Here is a 17,906-nt window from a genome sequence, read left to right as displayed (position 1 = left end):
CGATGGGCGTCCACATGCGAGTGCCGCGCGCCGATGCTACGGTGCGCGGCCGCAGGGACCGGCCGTAACCGCTCCCTGCGCCCGTGTGCTCAGCTCAGCGTGAACGCGCCGGGCCGGGTACCGGCGACCAGCGTGCCCCGCTCGTGCCGCAGATACAGGTCCGGTTCGGTGGCGAGCTGGAGGGTGATGCCGCCACCGGCACGCCGTTGGCGGCGGAACCGGGCGGGCTCGCCGGCGGTGACCGTGCCGCCGTCCACCCGCAGGTACCGGCCGGGGTGGCTGACGCACTGGATCGTCTCGGTGCCGTCCGCGGCGGGCAGGAAGCGGAACTGGGTGTGCTCCAGGTCGCGCGGGCCGTCCGGGACCGTGACCGCGCCGGCCGCCGGGTCGTGGCGGATGAACGCGCGCCGCATGCCCGCCGGGGAGACCCGCACGATCGGGCCGCCGGAGCCGACCGGGATGCCGAACAGCGGGGTGCCGTCCGGGTGCCAGTAGAGCTTCTGGACGCGGGTGTGCCGGTTCGGGTCGTAGAGCGGGTCGCCGGTGATGTCCCGGTAGTCGCGGGCGTGGTAGACCAGTACGTCGGTGACGCCGTCCTCGGCCACGGTGAACGAGTTGTGCCCGGGCCCGTACCGCCGGGTCTGCTCGTCGGTCGTGAGGACCGGGCCGGGGGTCTTGGTCCAGGACGCGTGCCGCGTCAGATCGGCGGACGCGGACGCGGTGAGCAGACCCGTCGCGTAGCGCGCGTCGGTGGCGGACGCGGAGAACGTGACGAAGACGCGGCCGTTGCGGATCAGCACGGCCGGCCCCTCGTTGACCCGGAAGCCCTGGATCTGCCAGTCCCGGGTGGGCGTGGCGATCCGGGTCGGCTTGCCGCCGAGCGTCCACGGGTTCGCCATCGGCGCGATGTAGAGGCTGGAGTTGACCGCGATCTCCGGCTCGGACTGCGCCCAGACCAGGTACCGGCGGCCGCGGTGCGCGAACGTGGTGGCGTCCAGTGTGAAGCTGTCCCACTCGGTGGCGAGCCGTCCGCGCAGCGTCCAGCCGGCCGGGTCGGCCGGGTCGGCGAGCGGGAACTCCAGCACGTACGTGCGGATCCGGAACACGTCGTCGGCGTCACCGGCCGCGAAGTAGATGTACCACGTCCCGTCGATCCGGTGCAGCTCCGGCGCCCAGATGTGGCCGCCCATCGGGCCGGTCGCGGGCCGCCGCCAGACCACGGACTCGGCCGCCGTGCCCAGCCCGGCGAGCGTGGCCGACTTGCGGACGATCAGCCGGTCGTACTCCGGGACCGAGCCGGTGAAGTAGTACGTGCCGTTGATCCGCGGCGTGATGAACGGGTCGGCCCGCTGGGAGATCAGTGGATCAGCCGTGGGTACGCCGTAGATCTCCGCGTCGGTGCGGTCGTCCCGCGCGGTCGCGGGTGCGGCGGAGCCGAGACCGGTGAGCACACCGGCACCGGTCACGCCCAGCAGCAGGTTGCGTCGGCTGGTCATCTGCGGGGCCCTCACTTGGTCTTCAGACGAAGGAACGTCACGGAGTTGGCCGGGAACGTCCTCGTGAAGTCGGACGAGATCCCGCGGACGGTGGTGGTCACCGGCTGGATCGGCTCGGCCGACCGGGTGTTCTGCTCGCCCGGGTCGCCGGTGATCACGGTCATCTGCGCCCGGTCACGCACCCGCAGGCCGCCCAGGTCGATCCGGGTGACGGCGTCCGAGGACTGCGCGTTGACCACCTTGACGAGCAGGTCGCCGCCGTCCCGCGGTTGACACCCTATGTAGAGTACGAGACATGCCACCGTTCCGCGCCACCTTGCAGACCCGGCTGGTGCTGCAGACGCTGCTCGCCGACCCCGAGGCGGAGCTCTACGGGCTGCAGATCGTCGACGCCACCGGCCTGCCGCCCGGCACCATCTACCCCATCCTGGCCCGGCTCGAGGGCGCCGGCTGGGTGGGAAGCCGCTGGGAGGACGGCGAGCACGCCGAGGGCCGGCCGCGCCGCCGCTACTACCGGCTCACCCCGGCCAGCGTCGAGCCGGCCCGCGCGCTCCTGGCCGAGTCCGAGCGCCGCCGCGCCACCCACCGCCGCCCCGCCGTCCCGTTCCCGCACCCGCCGCTCGGAGGTCTCGCCCGATGATCGACACCCTGATCCGGGCCGGTGCCCGGCTGTTGCCGCCCGCGCACCGCGACCGCTGGCGCGAGGAGACGCTCGGCCTGCTCCACGACGTGCGCGGCGCCCGCCGGTGGTGGTACGCGGCCGACGTCCTGATCAAACTGCCGGCGCTGCGGCGCTCGCTGACCGGCCGGCCGTCGCGCCTGGCGCCGGCACTGGCCGGTGCGGCGATGCTGGTCACGACTGCGCTGGTCGCCGGCGCGCCGCTGCTGGCCACGATCATCGGCGAGGACAGCGCGGAGGCGCTGTTCCTGCTCGGCCCGCTCGGCATCGCGCCGGCCGTGGCGCTCCGGGCGGCGGCGAGTGGCCGCGGGCCACTGCGCACCGCACTGACCGTGACCGGCTGCGGCTTCGGCGCGGTGCTGGCGGGCATCCTGGTCGCGCTCGCCGGCGCGGGTGGGCCGCTCGCCGGTGTACTGGTGGTGGCGGCCGTGCTGTGCGCGCTGGGGCCTGCGGGGTGGCTGATCGGCACATCCGTCGCCGACCTGCGAGCCGGCCGCGTGCCCGCCGGGCTCAGCGCCGCCGGCCTGATGGCCGGTGGCGCGCTCACGCTGATGCTGATCTGCTTCGGCGTGGGCCTGAGCCGGGGCGGGCTGCCGCCGTCGATGCAGAGCCTGGCCGTCCTCGGGATCGCGGTGCTGGTGCCGAGCTATCTGGTGTGGAGCGTGTGGACCGGCGTCCGGCTGCTACGGTCACCGGTCCCGGCCCGGGCGCGCTGAACCGGGCCCGCGTTCGCGGCTCCGTTCGCCGGTCACGTCGGCCGGCCACCCAGCGACCGCGGACTCCACTGCCCGCGGCGCGGTCTCCGTGGGCGGCGGAGCCGGTCAGATCGGTGACGCGGACCTGACCACGGCGACACGGACGAGGCGGCGAGGAAACGGCGCCGTCCCGGCGGGCCCCGAGAAGGTGGGCGCCGCGTCACGGCTCCCGGTGCCGGGGCCGGCCGCGCTCGCCGGGATCGTCACGGACCCGGCGTCCGGCCACGACCCGGTCCGGCGGTTCGGCGCGGCCGGAGCCCCGATCGGGCACGCGTAGCCGGGCGCAGTCCGGGTATCCGCCGGTCATGGCTCGATATGCGGTGGCCGCCTCCGGGCAGGTGCCGGGCGACGACGGCGTGCGGCAGCCGGCCGGTGACGCGCACGCCTGGCTGCCCGGCACCAATCAGACACTGTGCGGCGTGCCGCTGGCCAAGGCCGGCCTGCGCCGCTTCCCGCACGTACCGTGGGATTATCGCTCCTCGGACGTGCTCACCGACGCGGACGACGTGCGACACCTGTGCGAACGCTGCCTCGCCGGGACCCGCCCGCGCGGCGCACGGGGCCGCGGATGGGTGCGGGTCGCACCGCGCCCGTAGGCCGCCGCCGGTCACCGTGGGCGGCAGCGTGACCGCACGGTTCCCGCGCCGGCCGCCCTCCGCATCAGATCAGCAAAATCAAGATCAAAATCTTGCAACGGTACGACGCGGTCCGTGATCGCCTGCACTCCGAGACCGAGGAGGCCCGCCGCACGTCCGGAGGCGACCCGGAGCCGCATGCACCCACCCCGCGATCGCACCTCGCTGGAGTAGTGGGCGCGCGTGCGCGGGCCCATCACCACCACGTCCCGTGGATCCGGCGGACCCTCGGCCGGCCAGGCCAGCTCGGTGCCGTGGTCCGGCTCCGTCATGGTCGCGTCCCCGTGCCACCGGTGCGGTACCAGCCGCGGCGGCCCCTCGAACCAGCTGCTCACCCCGTCACGGTAGGCGCCGGCCGGCCCGCGCCGCGCCCCCGTACCGTGCCGGATCCTCCCAGCGGCACACGTCACGCCTTGGTGGCCGGCACCTCACGTTCGGCGGTAGCCGACCGCGCCCTCGCCGGCCGTCTGGTGCGTGCCGAGGGAACCGGCGCCGTCCCCGTCGAACGCCACGGTGCCGTTGTTGCCGTGCTGGTCGCGCCAGCTCAGCCGGGTCAGCCCTACCCCGGCGGCACGGCCGCGAACGCGAGCCGGCCGGCCCGGTGCCAGCCGCCGCCCCAGCCGGCCTCCACCTCGAACGTCCGCACGGTCGCGCCGGCCCCCGGGTCGTCCGCGTCCCGGCGCCCGGCCAGGTCGCTGTGCAGCGCCGACGCGGGGAGCAGTCTCGGCAGCTCCACCTGCGGTGCCGCGCTGAGCCTCGGCGTGCCCGAGTCGCGCGCGGCCGGCTCCTACGCCGCGGTGCTCACGCTCACGCTGGCCTGGTCCAGGCCGTTGACGGCGCCGGCCCGGGTCAAGCGGGCCGGCACCCGCACGGATCGACGCCGGCCCCTCCCCTGGGCCGGCGTCGCCGTCCTGCCATCCCACCACATTGGAGCCTGCGCGCCGTGACCACCTTCCGACACTCCCGCCGCCCGGCCGCGGCACCGGCCGTTCTCGCGGTGGCCGTTGCGGCCCTCGCGTTCCCGGCACCCGTGCTCGCGGCACCGGTCGACGTCGAAGACGTCGATGACCATCGGCTCCGGATCACCGGGCCGGGGGCCAGAACGCCACGCGGGCAGTCAGCCTAGCGTCACGCAGCGCAACCCACAGCCAGCGGGCGTGCCGCCGGCCCTCCGAAGGTCCTTCGCGATCTGGTCGTTCAGCCGGTAGGGCAGGCCGTTGAACAGGTCGAGTTCGTCAAGCCCGGTGATCGGGCGAATCGTGAGCGTCACGGCTCTCCTCATGCGAGTGCGTGCCCGTGCGCCCGGAGGGCACGAGCGGTTCGTCGATGCGAGACATCGCGCCTCCTTCCGGTCCGTGGTCCGGCCCCCTTCCTAACCGCCGCGAGCCCACCCCCGCAACCGCTTTTTCCACCCCTACACTCGGCGTATGGACGCGGTGCTGGACGGCCTCGAGACGAACCCCGCCCTCCCGGGGCCGATGATCCACCGACTGCTGTCCCGTCACTCGGGTCGCGGCCACGTCGCGAAGCGCGCCGACCTCACGGACGCGCTGATCGAGGCGATTCTCGCCTCCGGCCGCTACTGGCTGCTGCACTCGCTCGCGCTCAACCGCCACCTGCCACCGCCCGCCCAGCGCCGCCTCGCCGCGCACCCCGATCCCACCATCCGCCTCGCCCTGGCCACCCACGCCGCCCCGGGCACGCGCGCCCTGCTGCGTGAAGACCCGGACCCGGCGGTACGGGAGGCGGCCGGCTCGGCCCACGCCGGCGCCTCACCTGACCTCGCACCCGCGCCGCCGCCCGACCCGGCCACCCGGACCGGCACGAGCCACCCCGCAGCACTGACGCCGCCCCCGGCCGCGCGGCTCACCACCGACCTGGACCTCGCCGCGCGGCTCGCGGCCGACCCGGACCTCGCCGCGCGGCTCGCCGCCGACCCGGATCCCGCCGTGCGGCGCGAGGTGGCGATGCACCCGGCACTACCCGCGGAGATCCGCGACCGGCTCGCCGGTGACGTGTCCGCCCGGGTGACGCTGGCCGTCTTCGCGCGGCCGGACACACCCGGGCCGATACGCCGGCGTATCCACGACGCCCTTCAGGAGGAGCACGGCGACCTGCTCGCGAACGGCCTGAACGATGCGGAGATCGACCGGCTACTGGATCGCGAACGGGCGGTCCTGGAACTGGAGCACCTGCACCTGCCGTGGGTGACCGCGGATCCGCTGCCGCACGTGGCCTCGCCGTACCCGTGCTTCCGCCGCTCCGCCGCCCGCGCGACCGGACTGCCGGCGGACGTGGTGCGGCGCCTGCTGGACGACGGGGACAACACCGTGCGTCTCGCCGCGGCACGGCGCGCACCGCACCTGGTCGACCTGGCGACCGCGGAACGGCTGGAACGCGACTACCGGCCGCGGAAACACAGCCGCTGGCGCCCGGCCGACGACTTCCCGTTCCCGGCCGCGACACTCCGCCGGTTCGCCGCGGACGCGGACGCGCGCATGCGCGTGCTGGCAGTACGCGACCCGGATCTGCCCGCGGAGATCGCCGCGCGGCTCGCGGCCGATCCGGATCCGATGGTTCGCCGGTGCGTCGCCGATCACCCGCGGCTGCCAACGGCGGCGCTGCTGCGGCTGCTGGACGACCCGGACGCTCGCGTCGTGCGGGCGGCGGCTGCGGCGCCGGGGATGCCGGTGTCCGAGATGGATCGGCGGCTGGTGGAGGCGGGGCTGTGAGGTACCGGGTCGGGGGTGTGGGGCTGGCGTGTGCGGTGAGCGGGCCGGTGGACGGGGCGGTCGTGGTGCTGGTGCACGGCGGTGGTGCGGACCGTTCCACGTGGGACGGTGTGGCCACCGCGATCGCGGCGCGGCACCGGGTGTTCGCGGTGGACGTGCGCGGGTTCGGGGAGAGTGACCGGCCGGGGGTCTATGACCTGATCGCGATGCGGGACGACGTGTTCGGGCTGCTGGACGCGGCCGGGGTGGCGCGGGCCGCGCTGGTCGGGCACTCCAGTGGCGGGACGGTGGCGCTGCTGGCGGCCGCGCACCGGCCGGAGCGGGTGACCCGGCTGGTGCTGGAGGAGGCGCCGATGCCGAAGCCGGGGGCGTTGCGGCTCGGGCCGTTGCGGCGGCCGGACGCCGAGCCGCCCTATGACTGGGCGGCCCGGGAGACCGTGGTGGCGCAGCTGAACGCGCCGGACCCGGGCTGGTGGGCGGCGCTGCCGGGGATCACCGCGCCGACGCTGATCCTGGACGGCGGGCCGGGCAGTCACCTGGATTCCGCGCTCGCGCACGAGGCCGCGTCGCTGATCCCGGACGCGCGCGTGCTGCGGATCCCGGCCGGTCACCACATCCACCGCGACGCACCGGCGGCGTTCACCGCCGCGGTGCTGCCTTTCCTGAGCGAGCGATCAGCCGCGGTCGACCGGGCGATCAGCCAGCGCTGACCGGGCAATCAGTCAGTGCCGACCGGGCGGTCAGCCAGGGCTGGCCGGGCGGTCAGCCAGGGCTGGCCGGGCGGTCAGCCAGGGCTGGCCGGGCGGTCAATCGGGGCTGGCCGGCGGTTCGGAATGGGGTGACCGGCGGGACAGGGCGGTACCGATCGGCGGGTCAGGCCGGTTCCGGGACGGCGCCGGGGTCGCCGCCCGGGTCGTCCGGCGTGGGCTCGATCGGGGGCGGTGGCAGCGTGTCCGGGGTGTCGGGCAGCAGCTCGCCGGGGTCGTCCGGGACGGGCTCGGTAGGGTCGATCGGCGGGTACGGATCAGGGTGTGCCATGACCCTTCATGCCCCGGTGGTCACGACGCAAAACAGGCCTCAGCCGGTCAGGTAACCACGCGTGATCAGCGCCGCGCGCAGCGACTTCAGCGCGTAGAACGTGCGCGACTTGACCGTGCCCTCCGGGATGCCGAGCGTCCCGGCCAGTTCCGCCACGGTGCGGCCCTCGAAGTACGTACCCACGATGATCTTGCGGGAATTGTCGGAGAGCGATGCGATCGCGGCCCGCACCTCCATGCGGTCGAGCGTGCGCCGCGACTCGTCCTCGACGCGGGCGGCTCGCGTCTCCAGGTGCTCGTCGCCGACCATGACCACCCGGATCCGGGCCGCACGGAGGTGGTCGATCGCGATCCGGCGGGCCACGGTGACCAGCCAGGCCCGGTTCCATGTGCCGGCCTCGTTGCGGGCGTCGGGATGCTGCCAGGCCCGGATCACTGTCTCCTGCAGCAGATCAGCGGCCAGATGGGCATCGCCGGTCACCCGGGTGAGCGTGACCATCAGCGCCGTGCCGTGCTCGCGGTAGAGGTTATCGAGGCCGTCCGAGATAGCCACGCGCATCACCCGAACCTACGAAGATTGGGTGCACGCGTCGTCACCCGAGAGCGGCAAATGCACATACCCCTCTCGGGGTACACGACGGTCCGTCGCGCGGAAGACGCGCCGGGTGATCCGATCGCGATAGCGTCGTGACGTGCGGAGACTGTTCGACCCGGTGCTGACCGACGTGCTGCTGGCGGCTGCGCTGACCGGACTCACCATCACCTCGCTCATCACCTACAGTAACGACACGCCGCACTGGCTGGCGTCGACGCTGGCGTTCCTGTCGGTGGCGCCGGTCGCGCTGCGGCAGTGGGCGCCGGTCGGCGCGACCATGGTCATCGTCGGCGCGCTCGTGCTCTACGGCCTGTGCGGCTTCGGCGCGTGGCCGAACTCGGGGCTGGGCCTGGTGATCGGTCAGTTCACGGTCGCGACGCTGCGGTCCCGGTGGACGGCCGCGCTGACGTTCGCGGCCACGCTGCTCACGCTGGTGGTGGCCTACCACACGTACCCGGTGCCGCTGACCGTCCCGGAGTTGCTGCAGTACGCGCTGGTGATGGTGATCGCCTGGACGGTCGGCGACGGCACCCAGCGGTGGGCGCTGCGGGTGGAACGGGCGGCCGCGAAGACCGCGGAGGCGGTGGTCGAGGAGCGGGTGCGGATCGCACGGGAGATGCACGACATCGTCACCCACCACATGTCGGTGATCTCGCTGCAGGCCGGCGTGGCGGAGTACGTGCTGGACTCCGACCCGGCCACCGCCCGCACCGCGCTCTCCACGGTCGGCGACGCCGGGCGCGAGGCGCTGTCCGAGATGCGCCGGCTGCTGGACGTGCTGCGCATCCACCACGGCGCGGAGCCGTTCCAGCCGCAGCCGGGCCTGGCCGACCTGGACGACCTGGTGGCGCGCACCCGCTCGGCCGGGCTGGCGGTGGACGTGCACGTCACCGGCCGGGTCCGGGCGCTCGCGGCCGGGCCGGACCTGTGCGCGTACCGGGTGGTGCAGGAGTCGCTGACCAACGTGCTGCAGCACGCCGGTCCCGCGACCGCCCGGGTCGACGTCGACTACGGCGAGCTGACGCTCACCGTGACGATCACCGACGACGGTACGAAGACGCACGACCCGCCGCCGTCGCCGGACTCGCACGGCATCCGCGGCATGCGGGAACGCGCCGCGCTCTACGGCGGCGTGCTCACCGCGGGCCGGCACACCGGCGGCGGTTTCCGGGTCCGGTTACGACTTCCGATCGAGGAGACCTCTTCATGACCGTCCGGCTCGTGGTGGCCGACGACCAGGCGCTGATCCGCGCCGGCCTGATCGCGCTGTTCAACGCCGCGCCCGGGATCGAGGTGGCCGGTGAGGCGTGCGACGGCGCGGAGGCGATCGCGATCGCGGAACACGTCCGGCCGGACGTGGTGCTGATGGACATCCGCATGCCGCACGTCGACGGCATCGCGGCCACCCGCGCGATCCTGGCCGGCGAGCACCGGCCGCACGTGGTCGCGCTGACCACGTTCGACCTGGACGAGTACGTGTACGCCGCGCTCAGCGCGGGTGCGTCCGGCTTCCTGCTGAAGGACACGCCACCGCAGCGGATCATCGCGGCCGTGCACACGATCGTCGCCGGTGACCTGCTGATGGCACCACGGATCACGCAGCGGCTGATCGAGGCGTACGCGGACCGGCACCGCACCCCGGCCGCGACCGTACCGGCCCTGGACAGCCTGACCGCGCGCGAGACCGAGGTGCTGCGGCTGGTCGCGAACGGCCTGTCCAACGCACAGATCGCGGAACGCCTGGTGCTCAGCGAGGCCACGGTGAAGACGCACGTGAAACGCCTGATGGGCAAGCTCCGCCTGGCCAGCCGCGCCCAGGCCGTGGTGGTCGCGTACGAGAGCGGCCTGGTCGCCCCGCGCGGCCGCTGAGCCCGTACGCTGCGGGGATGATGATCGGCGGGGGCACGGTGGACGCCGGCGGCGGCGTGACGATCGCCTACCGTACGGCCGGCGCCGCGGGTGCGCCGCCGGTGGTACTGCTGCACGGCGGCGGCAGCCGGGGCGCGGCGAGCTGGGACGCGTTCACCCGGGCACTGGCCGCGGCGGGGCTGCGCCCGATCGCGCTGGATCTACGGGGGCACGGTGGCAGCAGCCGGACCCGCGACTACCCGCTGACCGGTTTCCGCGACGACGTGCTCGGCGCGATGGACGCGCTGGGTCTCGGCGGGGCGCCGCTGGTCGGGCACTCGCTCGGCGCGCACACCGCGTCGCTGGTCGCTCAGGCCGCGCCGGAGCGGGTGACGCGGCTGGTGCTGGAGGACCCGCCCGTGCCGTCGGCGACGTCGCGGGCGCAGAGCCTGCCCGCGTGGCGGATGATCCTGCCGATGCTGGGCCTGGTGGTGCGCCGCGGCCGCTTCGACCGGCGCGCGCTCACCGAGGCGGTCCGGCAGCTGCGCGAGCCGGACCCGGGCTGGTGGGCCCGGCTCCCGTCGATCGCCGCACCCACACTGGTGATCGGCGGCGGACCGCGCAGCCACGTCGCCGCCGGTGGCCTGGACGCGCTGGTGCGGGCGCTGCCGGACGGCCGGCTGGTCACGATCCCGGCCGGCCACCGCGTCCACAGCACCGCCCCGGCCGCGTTCGAGGCCGCCGTGCTGCCGTTCCTGACCGCCGGCCACTGACCGGTCGATCACGCATTGGACCGCCGATCCGGCACGCTCGCTGCGACGTCGCCGGAGCGCCCTGACCGGCCGACCAGGGCGCTCGGGCGCCTCGCCGGGCGCCTCCCCGCGGGCGGCCGACGCTCGCGGTTCCGGCGGTCAGATCGCGGCGGGGCCGTCCGGGACGTCGCCGCGGAGCGTGATGCGGTGCATGACGCGGCGGGTGTCACCGTAGTCGCGGTTGGCGTAGTGCGAGGTGCTGCGGTTGTCCCACATCGCCACGTCGCCGGGCTGCCAGCGGTGCCGGACGACGTGCTCCGGCTTGGTCAGGTGCGCGTAGAGCAGGTCCAGGATCGCGCGCGACTCCGCGTCCGACACGCCCACGACGTGCGACGTGAAGCCCGGGTTGACGAAGATGCCCTTGCGGCCGGTCTCCGGGTGCACGCGCACCACCGGGTGCTCGACCGGGTCGAGCCGGGTGACGATCTCGCCGTCCCACTCGTTGCCGCGGCCGTTGCGGCGCTGCGCCAGGTAGTAGCCGAACTCGCGGTTGCCGTCGTGCACCGCGGTCAGCCCGTCCACCAGCCGCTGTACGCCCGGGTGCAGCGACTCGTAGGCGAGCTGCGAGTCGGCCCAGCTGGTGTCGCCGCCGCTGGGCGGCAGCGTGACCGCGCGCAGGATCGAACCCATCGGGGGCCGGCGCACGAACGTGACGTCCGTGTGCCAGACGTCCGCGAATCCGTTGTCCGCGCTGTCGATCGCGTAGATCTCCTGGTGCTGCTCGCTGAGCGGCCCGATCACCGGATGCGACGCGGTCAGCTCGCCGAGCCGGTTGCCGAGCCGCACCTGCCCGTCCACGTCCAATGCCTGGTTGCGGAAGAACAGCACCTTCCGCTCGACCAGCGCGGCCCGGACCGCGACGATCTCCTCGTCGCTCGCCGTGGCCAGATCGAGCCCGAGCACGTCCGCGCCGAAACGCGGCCCGAGCGGGTCGAGGCGAAGCTCCACAGTGGTCGCTGTCATGACCGGTTCCTCTCGACGGTACGACGTGGGACTGCTTCCTCCGGCAGCGGCACGCACCGCCGCCGGTCGGGCGGTGACGCGCGACGCGCCGGGTCGAACGGGTGGCGCGGACCGCGCCGGACCGGATAGGTGACGCAGCCGGGTCGAACAGGTGACCCGGATCGCCGCCGGCCGGGCGGTGGCGTGCCGGGCCGAGCAGGTGACGCGAACCGGCCGGGCCAGGCGGATGACGCGGATTGCGCCGGGTCAGGCGGCCGCGCGGACCGCGTGGCCGATCTCGGCGCGCAGGGCCGCGTATTCCGGCAGTGCGCGCAGGTCCTCCGGCTTCACGTCGCCGCGCGGCAACGGGATGGGCAGGTCGAGGGCGATCCGGCCGGGGCGTTCGGTGAGCACCACGACGCGGCTGCCGAGGAACACCGCCTCGTCCACGCTGTGCGTGACGAAGACGCTGGTCCGGCCGGTGGCCGCGCTGACTCGGCGCAGGTCCTCCTGGAGCCGTTCGCGGGTGAGCGCGTCCAGCGCCGCGAACGGCTCGTCCAGCAGCAGGAGCGGGTTCTCCACGGCGAGCGCGCGGGCGATCGCGACGCGCTGCTGCTGGCCGCCGGAGATCTGCCAGACGCGGCGGCGTTCCACGTCGTGCAGGCCGACGTCGGCCAGCAGGCGCGGTATGCGGACGGCGCGTTCCTCCTTCGGCACGCCGGCGTAGCGCAGCGCCAGGTCGACGTTGCCGCCGACGGTGCGCCACGGGAACAGGCGCGGCTGCTGGAAGACGAGCCCGGCGCCGCGCCCGGGCCGGGGCGGCTGACCGGCCGCGCGGACCGTGCCGGTGCTCGGTTCCTCGAAGCCCGCGATGAGGCGCAGCAGCGTGCTCTTGCCGCACCCGGACGCGCCGACCAGCACCAGGAACTCCCCGGGTGGCACGCGCAGGCTGACCGGCCCGACCGCGGTGACCGCGGCCGCGCCGTGCCCGTAGACGTGCGTGACCTCGTCGATCTCCACGGCCGCGGGCGCCGGGTCCGCGGCGGGCCGCGCGCTCGCCGTGCTGCCGGCCGGGTCAGCCACGACGGCCACGCCGCGCGGCGTCCGCGTCACGGACGACGTGTGGACAGGTTGATGGGTTGATTGCCGGTGGCGCCGACTGCATCGACATGTCGGCGATCGCGTCAGGAGAGGGCACCGGGAAGTCCCTTCACGTAGACGGCCTTCTGTACGGTCGCCAGGTCGGGGACCGAGTCGATCTTCTGCTGGTCGTGGAGGAACTGCGCGGCCGCGACCAGGTTGTCCGCGATCCTGCCCGGCGCGCCCTCGGTGCCGAGCCACTCCGGCGTGGCCAGGTCCGCGGGCGTGAGGAAGACACCCTGGCTGAGCTGGTTGCGCGCGTCCTCGGGCGTGATGTTGAGTTCCGCGCCGACCGCGGTCGCGGCCGCGGCCGGGTCGGTGGCGATCAGGTCCAGCGCCTGCGCCTCGGCCTTGCGCCAGGCGTCGACCGCGTCCGGGTGCGCCTCGATGAACGCGGTCGACACCACGCCCAGGTCCAGCGTGGGCTTGCCGGCGGTGGCCAGCTCCCGGCTGGAGATGAGCACCGTGCCGTCCTTCTTCAGCGCGTCCAGCGTGGGCAGCCAGGTGTACGCCGCGTCCAGGTCGCCGCGCGTCCACGCGGCCAGGATGTCCTGCGGCTCCAGGTCCACGATGGTCAGGTCGGACTCCTTCAGCCCGGCCCGGTCCAGCGCGGCGAGCAGGCTGTAGTGCGACGTCGACGCGAACGACGTGGCCACCTTCTTGCCGCGCAGGCCCGCGACGTCCGTCACGCCGGACTCGTTGCGCGCCACGAGCGCCTCGTTGTCGCCGGCCACGTCGAGAACGAACGCCACCTGGTACGGGATGTTCAGCGGCGCGGAGAGCCCGCGCGCGACCGGGCTGGAGCCGATCGCGGCGATGTCCACGCTGCCGGCCACGAACGCGGTGTTGATGCTGGCCCCGGAGTCGAACTTGGTCCAGGTGATCTCGTAGCCGGGCAGTGCCTTCTCCAACAGCCCCTGGTTCTTCACGATCAGGTCGCCGGAGGGGAACGCCTGGTAGGCGATCCGGATGGTCCGGTCCGCGGCGCCGTCGCCGCCGCCACCACGGCCCTGGCTGGCGGCACCGTCACCGCATGCGCCGGTCGCCATCAGGACCGCCACCGCTGTCGCCGCGACACGTTTGAAGCTGCTCACATCCGTACCCTCTGCTGGTTGTCGATTTTTGATCAGATGCGCCCGCGCCAGGGGACCAGCCGGTCCTCGGCCTGCCGCAGCAACGCGTCGATGAGCAGGCCGGAAAGCCCGATCGCGAAGAGCCCGAGCACCACCACGTCGGTCTGTGAGTAACGCTGCGCGTCGCGCACCATGCCGCCGATCCCGGGCACGCCGTTGATCGTCTCGGCCGCGACCACGGACGAGTACGCGATGCCGACCGCGAGCCGGATGCCGGTGAAGATCTCCGGGAGCGCATGCGGGAGCACCACGTCGCGGACCACGTCGCCGCGGCCCGCGCCGAGCGCCCGCGCGGCCTCGACCAGCCCGGTCGGCGCCGCGTGCACGGCCGCCGCGGTGGCGACCGCGACCGGGGGCAGCGCCGCGATCGACAGCAGCCACAGCTTCGGCGTCTCGTCGATGCCGAACCAGATGATGAACAGGCTGAAGTACGCCAGCGGCGGCAGTGCGCGGACGAACGTGACCACCGGCTCGGTCACCACCCGCACCCACGGCACCGTGCCCATCACCACGCCGGCCACGAGACCGGCGGCGACGCCGATCAGCGAGCCGATCAGGATGCGGCGCAGGCTCACGCCGAGGTGCTCGGTCAGCAGGTGGCCGCTGTAGCCGTCGGTCGAGGTCACGATCAGCTGGCGCCAGACCGCGGCGGGCGACGGGATGAACGTCGGGTTCTGCATGAACCGGGCGGTCAGCTCCCAGAGCACGAGCAGGACGACGACGGCGAGGACCCGCAGCGCGACGTGGCGGCGGCGGGCGGGTTTCGTGGTCACGGGCACGCCGGTGGACGGCGGCGCCGTGGTCTCCAGAACGGCGGTCACCCTGATATTCCTATAGGACTACTCGGGATTGGGCAATGCCCGTTCACGCTTCGGGAGACACCCGGGTGTGCGAGGGTCGCCCACGGGGTATCTGAGCGGCGCCCCCGAGCTGGAGGAACACGTGCCCACCGAACTCAACGTGCCCGCGGCCTGCGCGGTCGTGGTCAACCCGGCCAAGGTGCCGGACCTCGACGGATTCCGGCAGACCGTGACGGAGACGCTGGCCAAGGCCGGCTGGCCGGCGCCGGTCTGGTACGAGACCACGCCCGAGGACCCAGGGCGCGGCCAGGCCACGCAGGCGATCGAGGAGGGGGCCGAGGTGGTGTTCGCGGCCGGTGGCGACGGCACCGTGATGGCCTGCATCACCGCGCTGGCCGGTACCGACGTGGCGCTGGCGATCCTCCCGGCCGGCACCGGCAACCTGCTCGCGGCGAACCTGGGCCTGTCCACCGACCTGGCGGCCGGGCTCGGCACCGCGATCGAGGGCGGGCTCCGGCGGCTGGACGTGGGCCGCTGCGAGGACGCCTGCTTCGCGGTGATGGCCGGGCTCGGTTTCGACGCGAAGATGCTGGACTCCACGTCGGAGACGACGAAGAAGCGGATCGGCTGGCCGGCGTACATCATCGGCGCGGCCAAACACCTGCGGGACCGGCCGATGCGGGTCACCGTCACGATCGACGGCGGCCGGCCGCTCCACCGGCGCGCGAAGACCGTGCTGATCGCGAACGTGGGCCGGCTCCAGGGCGGCGTGCGGCTGCTGGAGGCGGCCGACCCGGCGGACGGGAAGCTGGACGTGGCCGTGCTGTCGCCACGCACGCTGCGCCAGTGGGCCGCGATGGCCTGGGCGGTCGCGCGGCGGCACGACCGGGTGCCGGCGCTGGAGGTGTTCCGGGGCGCCCGGGTCACGATCGAGTCGCGCCGCACCGAGCAGCGGCAGCTGGACGGCGACCTGATCGCGCCCGGCCGCCGCCTCGAGGTCGAGGTGCTGCCGAAGGCGCTGTGGCTGTGCGTGCCGCAGCCGGCCGACCACCCGGACCTGGCGAACGACGCGGACGCGGTGGCCGACCGAGCGAAGCGGCTGATGAAGACCGGTCAGTAGGCGCCGACCTGCCACACCGACAGGTACGGCAGGATCGGCGCGAAGTACGTGACGCCGCCGGCCGTGCAATTGCCGGAGCCGCCGCTGAACGTGCCGAGCCCGGTGGTGGCGGCGAAGAACGGGCCGCCGCTGTCACCGGGCTCCGCGCACACGGTCGTCCGGGTGAGGCCGTAGACCGTGCCCTCGGCGTAGTTGACCGTGACGTTGACCGCGGTCACCGTGCCGCTGCGCAGGCCGGTCGTGCTGCCGGCCCGCTGCACCGCCTGGCCGGCGAACGCGGTGGCGAACCCGGTGATCGGCTGCAGCGTGCCGTTGTAGCGGTTGACCGCGCTCGGGTGCGGCGGTACCACGACGCCGGCCGGCGGGGTGTACTGCACCAGCGCGAGATCGCGCGGGTTCAGCCGCTGCACCACGGTCCCGATCACCGTGCCGGCGCTGCTCACCGTGGACCCGACCGGGCCGACGCAGTGGCCGGACGTGATGAAGTAGTACCGGTACGGCAGCGCGGTGCTGCGCACGTTGAACCCGATCGTGCAGCGGTAGCCGCCGGCCGGGAAGATCGGGTCGCCGCCCGCGAGCCGCTGGCGCCGCACGCCCGGCTCGCGCAGCACGGTGTCCGCGGACGCGGCCAGCCGCCGCAGATCGCGCTCCCCCACGGACGCGTCCGCCGCGACCAGCCGCTCCCCGCTGACCGGATCCGTCCACCACGCCGTGCCCGGGAGCGTCTCCACCGAGCGCGCCTGCGCCGCCGCCGGTACTGCCAGCAGCGACACCACCATGACCAGCACCGCGACCACCCGCCTCATCCACGCAGCGTCGCACCACTGTGACTGTCCGCCCTAATCCCGTCGTTCCCATCCCTCCGGCGGGATGCCCCCGGGGCGGTTTTTCGCGGATGGTGAGCCGCCTCGGATCCGCGGCCGCGGGAGCGGCGGAAGGCGACCACGCCGGAAGGGGGACATCCGCTTTCGAAAGGGGTTTTGATCTACCGGTACGCGTGACCCGGCGACGCTATTCGGCCGGAGCGTTTCCGCAGGCCGGCGTGGGTTGAACGATCATGGCGGGAATACCGCCGGAACGACCCTCGCATTCGATGTCGGCGGCTTGGTAACATGCCGCGGTTCAAAGCCCGTCTCACCGGCGTCTCGTCGGCACGAAGCCGCGCGTATGAGCCCGCACGTACGGAGAAAATCGTGGCTGACAATCGGATGAAGGATCGTGTCAAGGTGATGTTCAACGGCAACGCAATGCCGGACAGCACGACCTCGGAACACCCCGAGATCATGCCCGCCCTGGCGGCACAGGCCCTCGGCGGCCCGGCCGGCGGTCCCCCCATGCCCGGCCAGGCGCTCCAGGTCCTGACCATGGCCCAGCGCACGGCCGAGGCCCACATCACGGGTGCCCAGGCCCAGGCGGAGAAGATCCGCGCCGAGGCGGCCGCCGCGGCGCAACAGATCGCCGAGGCGGCCGAGCGGCACGCGGAGAACCTGCGCCGCGAGGCCGAGAAGGCGGTCGCGGAGGCGCGGGCCGCGGCCGAGCGCCTCACCCGCGACTCGCAGAACCGCGTCGACGAGGCACACCGCGTGGCCGAGAAGATCGTCGCGGACGCCCGCGCCCAGGCGAAGACGATCGAGCAGCACGCGGAGCAGAACGCGGAGCACACCCGCCAGCAGGCACAGCGCCGGTTCGACGACGTGGTCGGCAGCCTCGGCGCGAAGCGGGAGTCGCTGCAGGACCAGATCGAGGCGCTGGAGCAGTTCGACCGGGAGTACCGGTCGCGGCTGACCTCGTTCATGCAGGGTCAGCTGCGCGCGCTCTGGGTGGACCAGCCGCAGGTCGTCGGCGAGATCGCGGAAGAGGCCGACTACGACGACGAGGACGAGGGCGAGGTCGCCCCGGCCGCGATCCCCGCCCAGGCGCAGCGCGCGGTGCAGGCCGCGCAGGCGCAGGCCGCCGCCCAGGCCCAGCAGCAGACCGCTCAGGCCGCGCAGCAGGCGTCGCAGAACCAGCAGGCCGCTCAGGCTGCCCAGCAGGCGGCGCAGGCGGCCCAGGCCGCGCAGGCGCAGCGGCACGCGGCGCAGGACGACGAGGACGAGGACGACGACGACAAGAAGTGACTGTCCGTAAAGGGCCCGGAACGTCGCGAGGGCGTTCCGGGCCCTTTTGTTTTATATGCGACACG

The 17,906-nt window shown here is 73.9% G+C and carries 24 protein-coding genes; 11 read left to right on the top strand and 13 right to left on the bottom strand.

All coding sequences use genetic code 11. The features are described from left to right. Nucleotides 1–89 precede the first annotated feature (89 nt). Complete coding sequence (locus tag J2S42_RS38135) at nt 90–1,496, bottom strand: glycoside hydrolase family 43 protein (protein ID WP_307247350.1); 1,407 nt, start codon at nt 1,494–1,496, stop codon at nt 90–92. 11 nt (nt 1,497–1,507) lie between these two features. Beyond that, the gene (locus J2S42_RS38130; RefSeq protein WP_307247348.1) at nt 1,508–1,798 is read right to left on the bottom strand and encodes a hypothetical protein; all 291 of its coding nucleotides are present in this window, start codon (nt 1,796–1,798) and stop codon (nt 1,508–1,510) included. Between J2S42_RS38130 and J2S42_RS38125 the strand changes: the two genes are divergently transcribed. The 4 genes from J2S42_RS38125 (at nt 1,792) to J2S42_RS38110 (ending at nt 3,526) form a co-directional block, all read left to right on the top strand. Further along, entirely contained in the window at nt 1,792–2,136 is a 345-nt protein-coding gene (locus tag J2S42_RS38125) for a PadR family transcriptional regulator (RefSeq protein WP_307247346.1), read from the top strand. The two genes, J2S42_RS38130 and J2S42_RS38125, sit on opposite strands and share 7 nt — an antisense overlap. After that, nucleotides 2,133–2,891: a hypothetical protein gene (locus tag J2S42_RS38120; protein WP_307247343.1), complete on the top strand. Its 759-nt coding sequence runs from the start codon at nt 2,133–2,135 to the stop codon at nt 2,889–2,891. The genes J2S42_RS38125 and J2S42_RS38120 overlap by 4 nt, the downstream gene beginning before the upstream one ends. A 187-nt stretch (nt 2,892–3,078) precedes the next feature. Then, a complete protein-coding gene (locus J2S42_RS38115) occupies nt 3,079–3,207 on the top strand; it encodes a hypothetical protein (protein ID WP_307247341.1) in 129 nt (42 codons plus the stop codon). A 28-nt stretch (nt 3,208–3,235) separates the two neighbouring features. After that, the gene (locus tag J2S42_RS38110; protein ID WP_307247339.1) at nt 3,236–3,526 is read left to right on the top strand and encodes a hypothetical protein; all 291 of its coding nucleotides are present in this window, start codon (nt 3,236–3,238) and stop codon (nt 3,524–3,526) included. Nucleotides 3,527–3,537: 11 nt separating this feature from the next. Here J2S42_RS38110 and J2S42_RS38105 read toward each other — a convergent pair whose 3' ends face one another. The 4 genes from J2S42_RS38105 to J2S42_RS38095 form a co-directional block, all read right to left on the bottom strand. Next, nucleotides 3,538–3,900 (bottom strand): hypothetical protein, encoded by a 363-nt coding sequence (locus J2S42_RS38105; RefSeq protein ID WP_307247337.1) that lies wholly within the window; start codon nt 3,898–3,900, stop codon nt 3,538–3,540. A 93-nt stretch (nt 3,901–3,993) separates the two neighbouring features. Continuing rightward, nucleotides 3,994–4,077, bottom strand: a complete 84-nt coding sequence (locus tag J2S42_RS42080) for a hypothetical protein (protein ID WP_370879467.1) — start codon at nt 4,075–4,077, stop codon at nt 3,994–3,996. A 47-nt stretch (nt 4,078–4,124) separates the two neighbouring features. Then, nucleotides 4,125–4,301, bottom strand: a complete 177-nt coding sequence (locus tag J2S42_RS38100; protein WP_307247335.1) for a hypothetical protein — start codon at nt 4,299–4,301, stop codon at nt 4,125–4,127. Nucleotides 4,302–4,682: 381 nt separating this feature from the next. Then, on the bottom strand, nt 4,683–4,835 hold the full coding sequence (locus J2S42_RS38095) for a hypothetical protein (protein ID WP_307247333.1): 153 nt from the start codon (nt 4,833–4,835) through the stop codon (nt 4,683–4,685). 157 nt (nt 4,836–4,992) lie between these two features. Here J2S42_RS38095 and J2S42_RS38090 point away from each other — a divergent pair, with 157 nt between their 5' ends. Further along, on the top strand, nt 4,993–6,297 hold the full coding sequence (locus J2S42_RS38090; protein ID WP_307247331.1) for a hypothetical protein: 1,305 nt from the start codon (nt 4,993–4,995) through the stop codon (nt 6,295–6,297). Between the two features lie 47 nt (nt 6,298–6,344). After that, nucleotides 6,345–7,007, top strand: a complete 663-nt coding sequence (locus J2S42_RS38085) for an alpha/beta fold hydrolase (protein WP_307247329.1) — start codon at nt 6,345–6,347, stop codon at nt 7,005–7,007. Nucleotides 7,008–7,170: 163 nt separating this feature from the next. Here the strand turns inward: J2S42_RS38085 and J2S42_RS38080 are convergent, their stop codons facing one another. Continuing rightward, nucleotides 7,171–7,335, bottom strand: coding sequence for a hypothetical protein (locus J2S42_RS38080; protein ID WP_307247327.1), 165 nt, complete (start codon nt 7,333–7,335; stop codon nt 7,171–7,173). Nucleotides 7,336–7,374: 39 nt separating this feature from the next. Continuing rightward, complete coding sequence (locus J2S42_RS38075; protein WP_307247325.1) at nt 7,375–7,887, bottom strand: sigma-70 family RNA polymerase sigma factor; 513 nt, start codon at nt 7,885–7,887, stop codon at nt 7,375–7,377. Nucleotides 7,888–8,026: 139 nt separating this feature from the next. Here J2S42_RS38075 and J2S42_RS38070 point away from each other — a divergent pair, with 139 nt between their 5' ends. From J2S42_RS38070 to J2S42_RS38060, 3 genes are read left to right on the top strand one after another with little or no spacing between them, the layout of a single operon-like run. Beyond that, nucleotides 8,027–9,139 carry a sensor histidine kinase gene (locus J2S42_RS38070; RefSeq protein WP_307247323.1) on the top strand — a complete coding sequence of 371 codons (1,113 nt, stop codon included), beginning with the start codon at nt 8,027–8,029 and terminating at the stop codon, nt 9,137–9,139. Further along, nucleotides 9,136–9,798 (top strand): response regulator, encoded by a 663-nt coding sequence (locus tag J2S42_RS38065; RefSeq protein WP_307247321.1) that lies wholly within the window; start codon nt 9,136–9,138, stop codon nt 9,796–9,798. Before J2S42_RS38070 ends, J2S42_RS38065 begins: the two co-directional genes overlap by 4 nt. Nucleotides 9,799–9,815: 17 nt before the next feature. After that, nucleotides 9,816–10,550: an alpha/beta fold hydrolase gene (locus J2S42_RS38060; RefSeq protein WP_307247320.1), complete on the top strand. Its 735-nt coding sequence runs from the start codon at nt 9,816–9,818 to the stop codon at nt 10,548–10,550. 138 nt (nt 10,551–10,688) lie between these two features. Here J2S42_RS38060 and J2S42_RS38055 read toward each other — a convergent pair whose 3' ends face one another. The 4 genes from J2S42_RS38055 to J2S42_RS38040 all read right to left on the bottom strand — a co-directional run bounded on the left by J2S42_RS38055 (nt 10,689) and on the right by J2S42_RS38040 (nt 14,625). Further along, a complete protein-coding gene (locus tag J2S42_RS38055; RefSeq protein WP_307247318.1) occupies nt 10,689–11,552 on the bottom strand; it encodes a TauD/TfdA dioxygenase family protein in 864 nt (287 codons plus the stop codon). Between the two features lie 246 nt (nt 11,553–11,798). Continuing rightward, nucleotides 11,799–12,623, bottom strand: coding sequence for an ABC transporter ATP-binding protein (locus J2S42_RS38050; RefSeq protein WP_307247316.1), 825 nt, complete (start codon nt 12,621–12,623; stop codon nt 11,799–11,801). Between the two features lie 92 nt (nt 12,624–12,715). Beyond that, nucleotides 12,716–13,765 carry a taurine ABC transporter substrate-binding protein gene (locus J2S42_RS38045; protein ID WP_307247314.1) on the bottom strand — a complete coding sequence of 350 codons (1,050 nt, stop codon included), beginning with the start codon at nt 13,763–13,765 and terminating at the stop codon, nt 12,716–12,718. A gap of 32 nt (nt 13,766–13,797) precedes the next feature. Beyond that, the gene (locus J2S42_RS38040; RefSeq protein WP_307247312.1) at nt 13,798–14,625 is read right to left on the bottom strand and encodes an ABC transporter permease; all 828 of its coding nucleotides are present in this window, start codon (nt 14,623–14,625) and stop codon (nt 13,798–13,800) included. A 121-nt stretch (nt 14,626–14,746) separates the two neighbouring features. Between J2S42_RS38040 and J2S42_RS38035 the strand changes: the two genes are divergently transcribed. Continuing rightward, entirely contained in the window at nt 14,747–15,724 is a 978-nt protein-coding gene (locus J2S42_RS38035; protein ID WP_307247310.1) for a diacylglycerol/lipid kinase family protein, read from the top strand. Here the strand turns inward: J2S42_RS38035 and J2S42_RS38030 are convergent. Beyond that, on the bottom strand, nt 15,718–16,530 hold the full coding sequence (locus tag J2S42_RS38030) for a S1 family peptidase (RefSeq protein WP_307247308.1): 813 nt from the start codon (nt 16,528–16,530) through the stop codon (nt 15,718–15,720). The two genes, J2S42_RS38035 and J2S42_RS38030, sit on opposite strands and share 7 nt — an antisense overlap. A 387-nt stretch (nt 16,531–16,917) precedes the next feature. Between J2S42_RS38030 and J2S42_RS38025 the strand changes: the two genes are divergently transcribed. Continuing rightward, complete coding sequence (locus J2S42_RS38025) at nt 16,918–17,841, top strand: FliH/SctL family protein (protein ID WP_307247306.1); 924 nt, start codon at nt 16,918–16,920, stop codon at nt 17,839–17,841. The last annotated feature ends 65 nt before the right edge of the window (nt 17,842–17,906 follow it).

Source organism: Catenuloplanes indicus (genome assembly GCF_030813715.1).
In the GTDB taxonomy this organism is placed as follows: Bacteria; Actinomycetota; Actinomycetes; order Mycobacteriales; family Micromonosporaceae; genus Catenuloplanes; species Catenuloplanes indicus.
Note: the sequence above shows the minus strand (reverse complement) of the source record. Positions and strands in the feature narration are given on the sequence as shown.

Excerpts from the sequence above, each read along its gene's own strand:
- J2S42_RS38135 (WP_307247350.1), bottom strand. The coding sequence starts at position 1,496 with ATGACCAGCCGACGCAACCTGCTGCTGGGCGTGACCGGTGCCGGTGTG.
- J2S42_RS38125 (WP_307247346.1), top strand. The coding sequence starts at position 1,792 with ATGCCACCGTTCCGCGCCACCTTGCAGACCCGGCTGGTGCTGCAGACG.
- J2S42_RS38120 (WP_307247343.1), top strand. The coding sequence starts at position 2,133 with ATGATCGACACCCTGATCCGGGCCGGTGCCCGGCTGTTGCCGCCCGCG.
- J2S42_RS38110 (WP_307247339.1), top strand. The coding sequence starts at position 3,236 with ATGGCTCGATATGCGGTGGCCGCCTCCGGGCAGGTGCCGGGCGACGAC.
- J2S42_RS38090 (WP_307247331.1), top strand. The coding sequence starts at position 4,993 with ATGGACGCGGTGCTGGACGGCCTCGAGACGAACCCCGCCCTCCCGGGG.
- J2S42_RS38080 (WP_307247327.1), bottom strand. The coding sequence starts at position 7,335 with ATGGCACACCCTGATCCGTACCCGCCGATCGACCCTACCGAGCCCGTC.
- J2S42_RS38065 (WP_307247321.1), top strand. The coding sequence starts at position 9,136 with ATGACCGTCCGGCTCGTGGTGGCCGACGACCAGGCGCTGATCCGCGCC.
- J2S42_RS38060 (WP_307247320.1), top strand. The coding sequence starts at position 9,816 with ATGATGATCGGCGGGGGCACGGTGGACGCCGGCGGCGGCGTGACGATC.
- J2S42_RS38055 (WP_307247318.1), bottom strand. The coding sequence starts at position 11,552 with ATGACAGCGACCACTGTGGAGCTTCGCCTCGACCCGCTCGGGCCGCGT.
- J2S42_RS38030 (WP_307247308.1), bottom strand. The coding sequence starts at position 16,530 with ATGAGGCGGGTGGTCGCGGTGCTGGTCATGGTGGTGTCGCTGCTGGCA.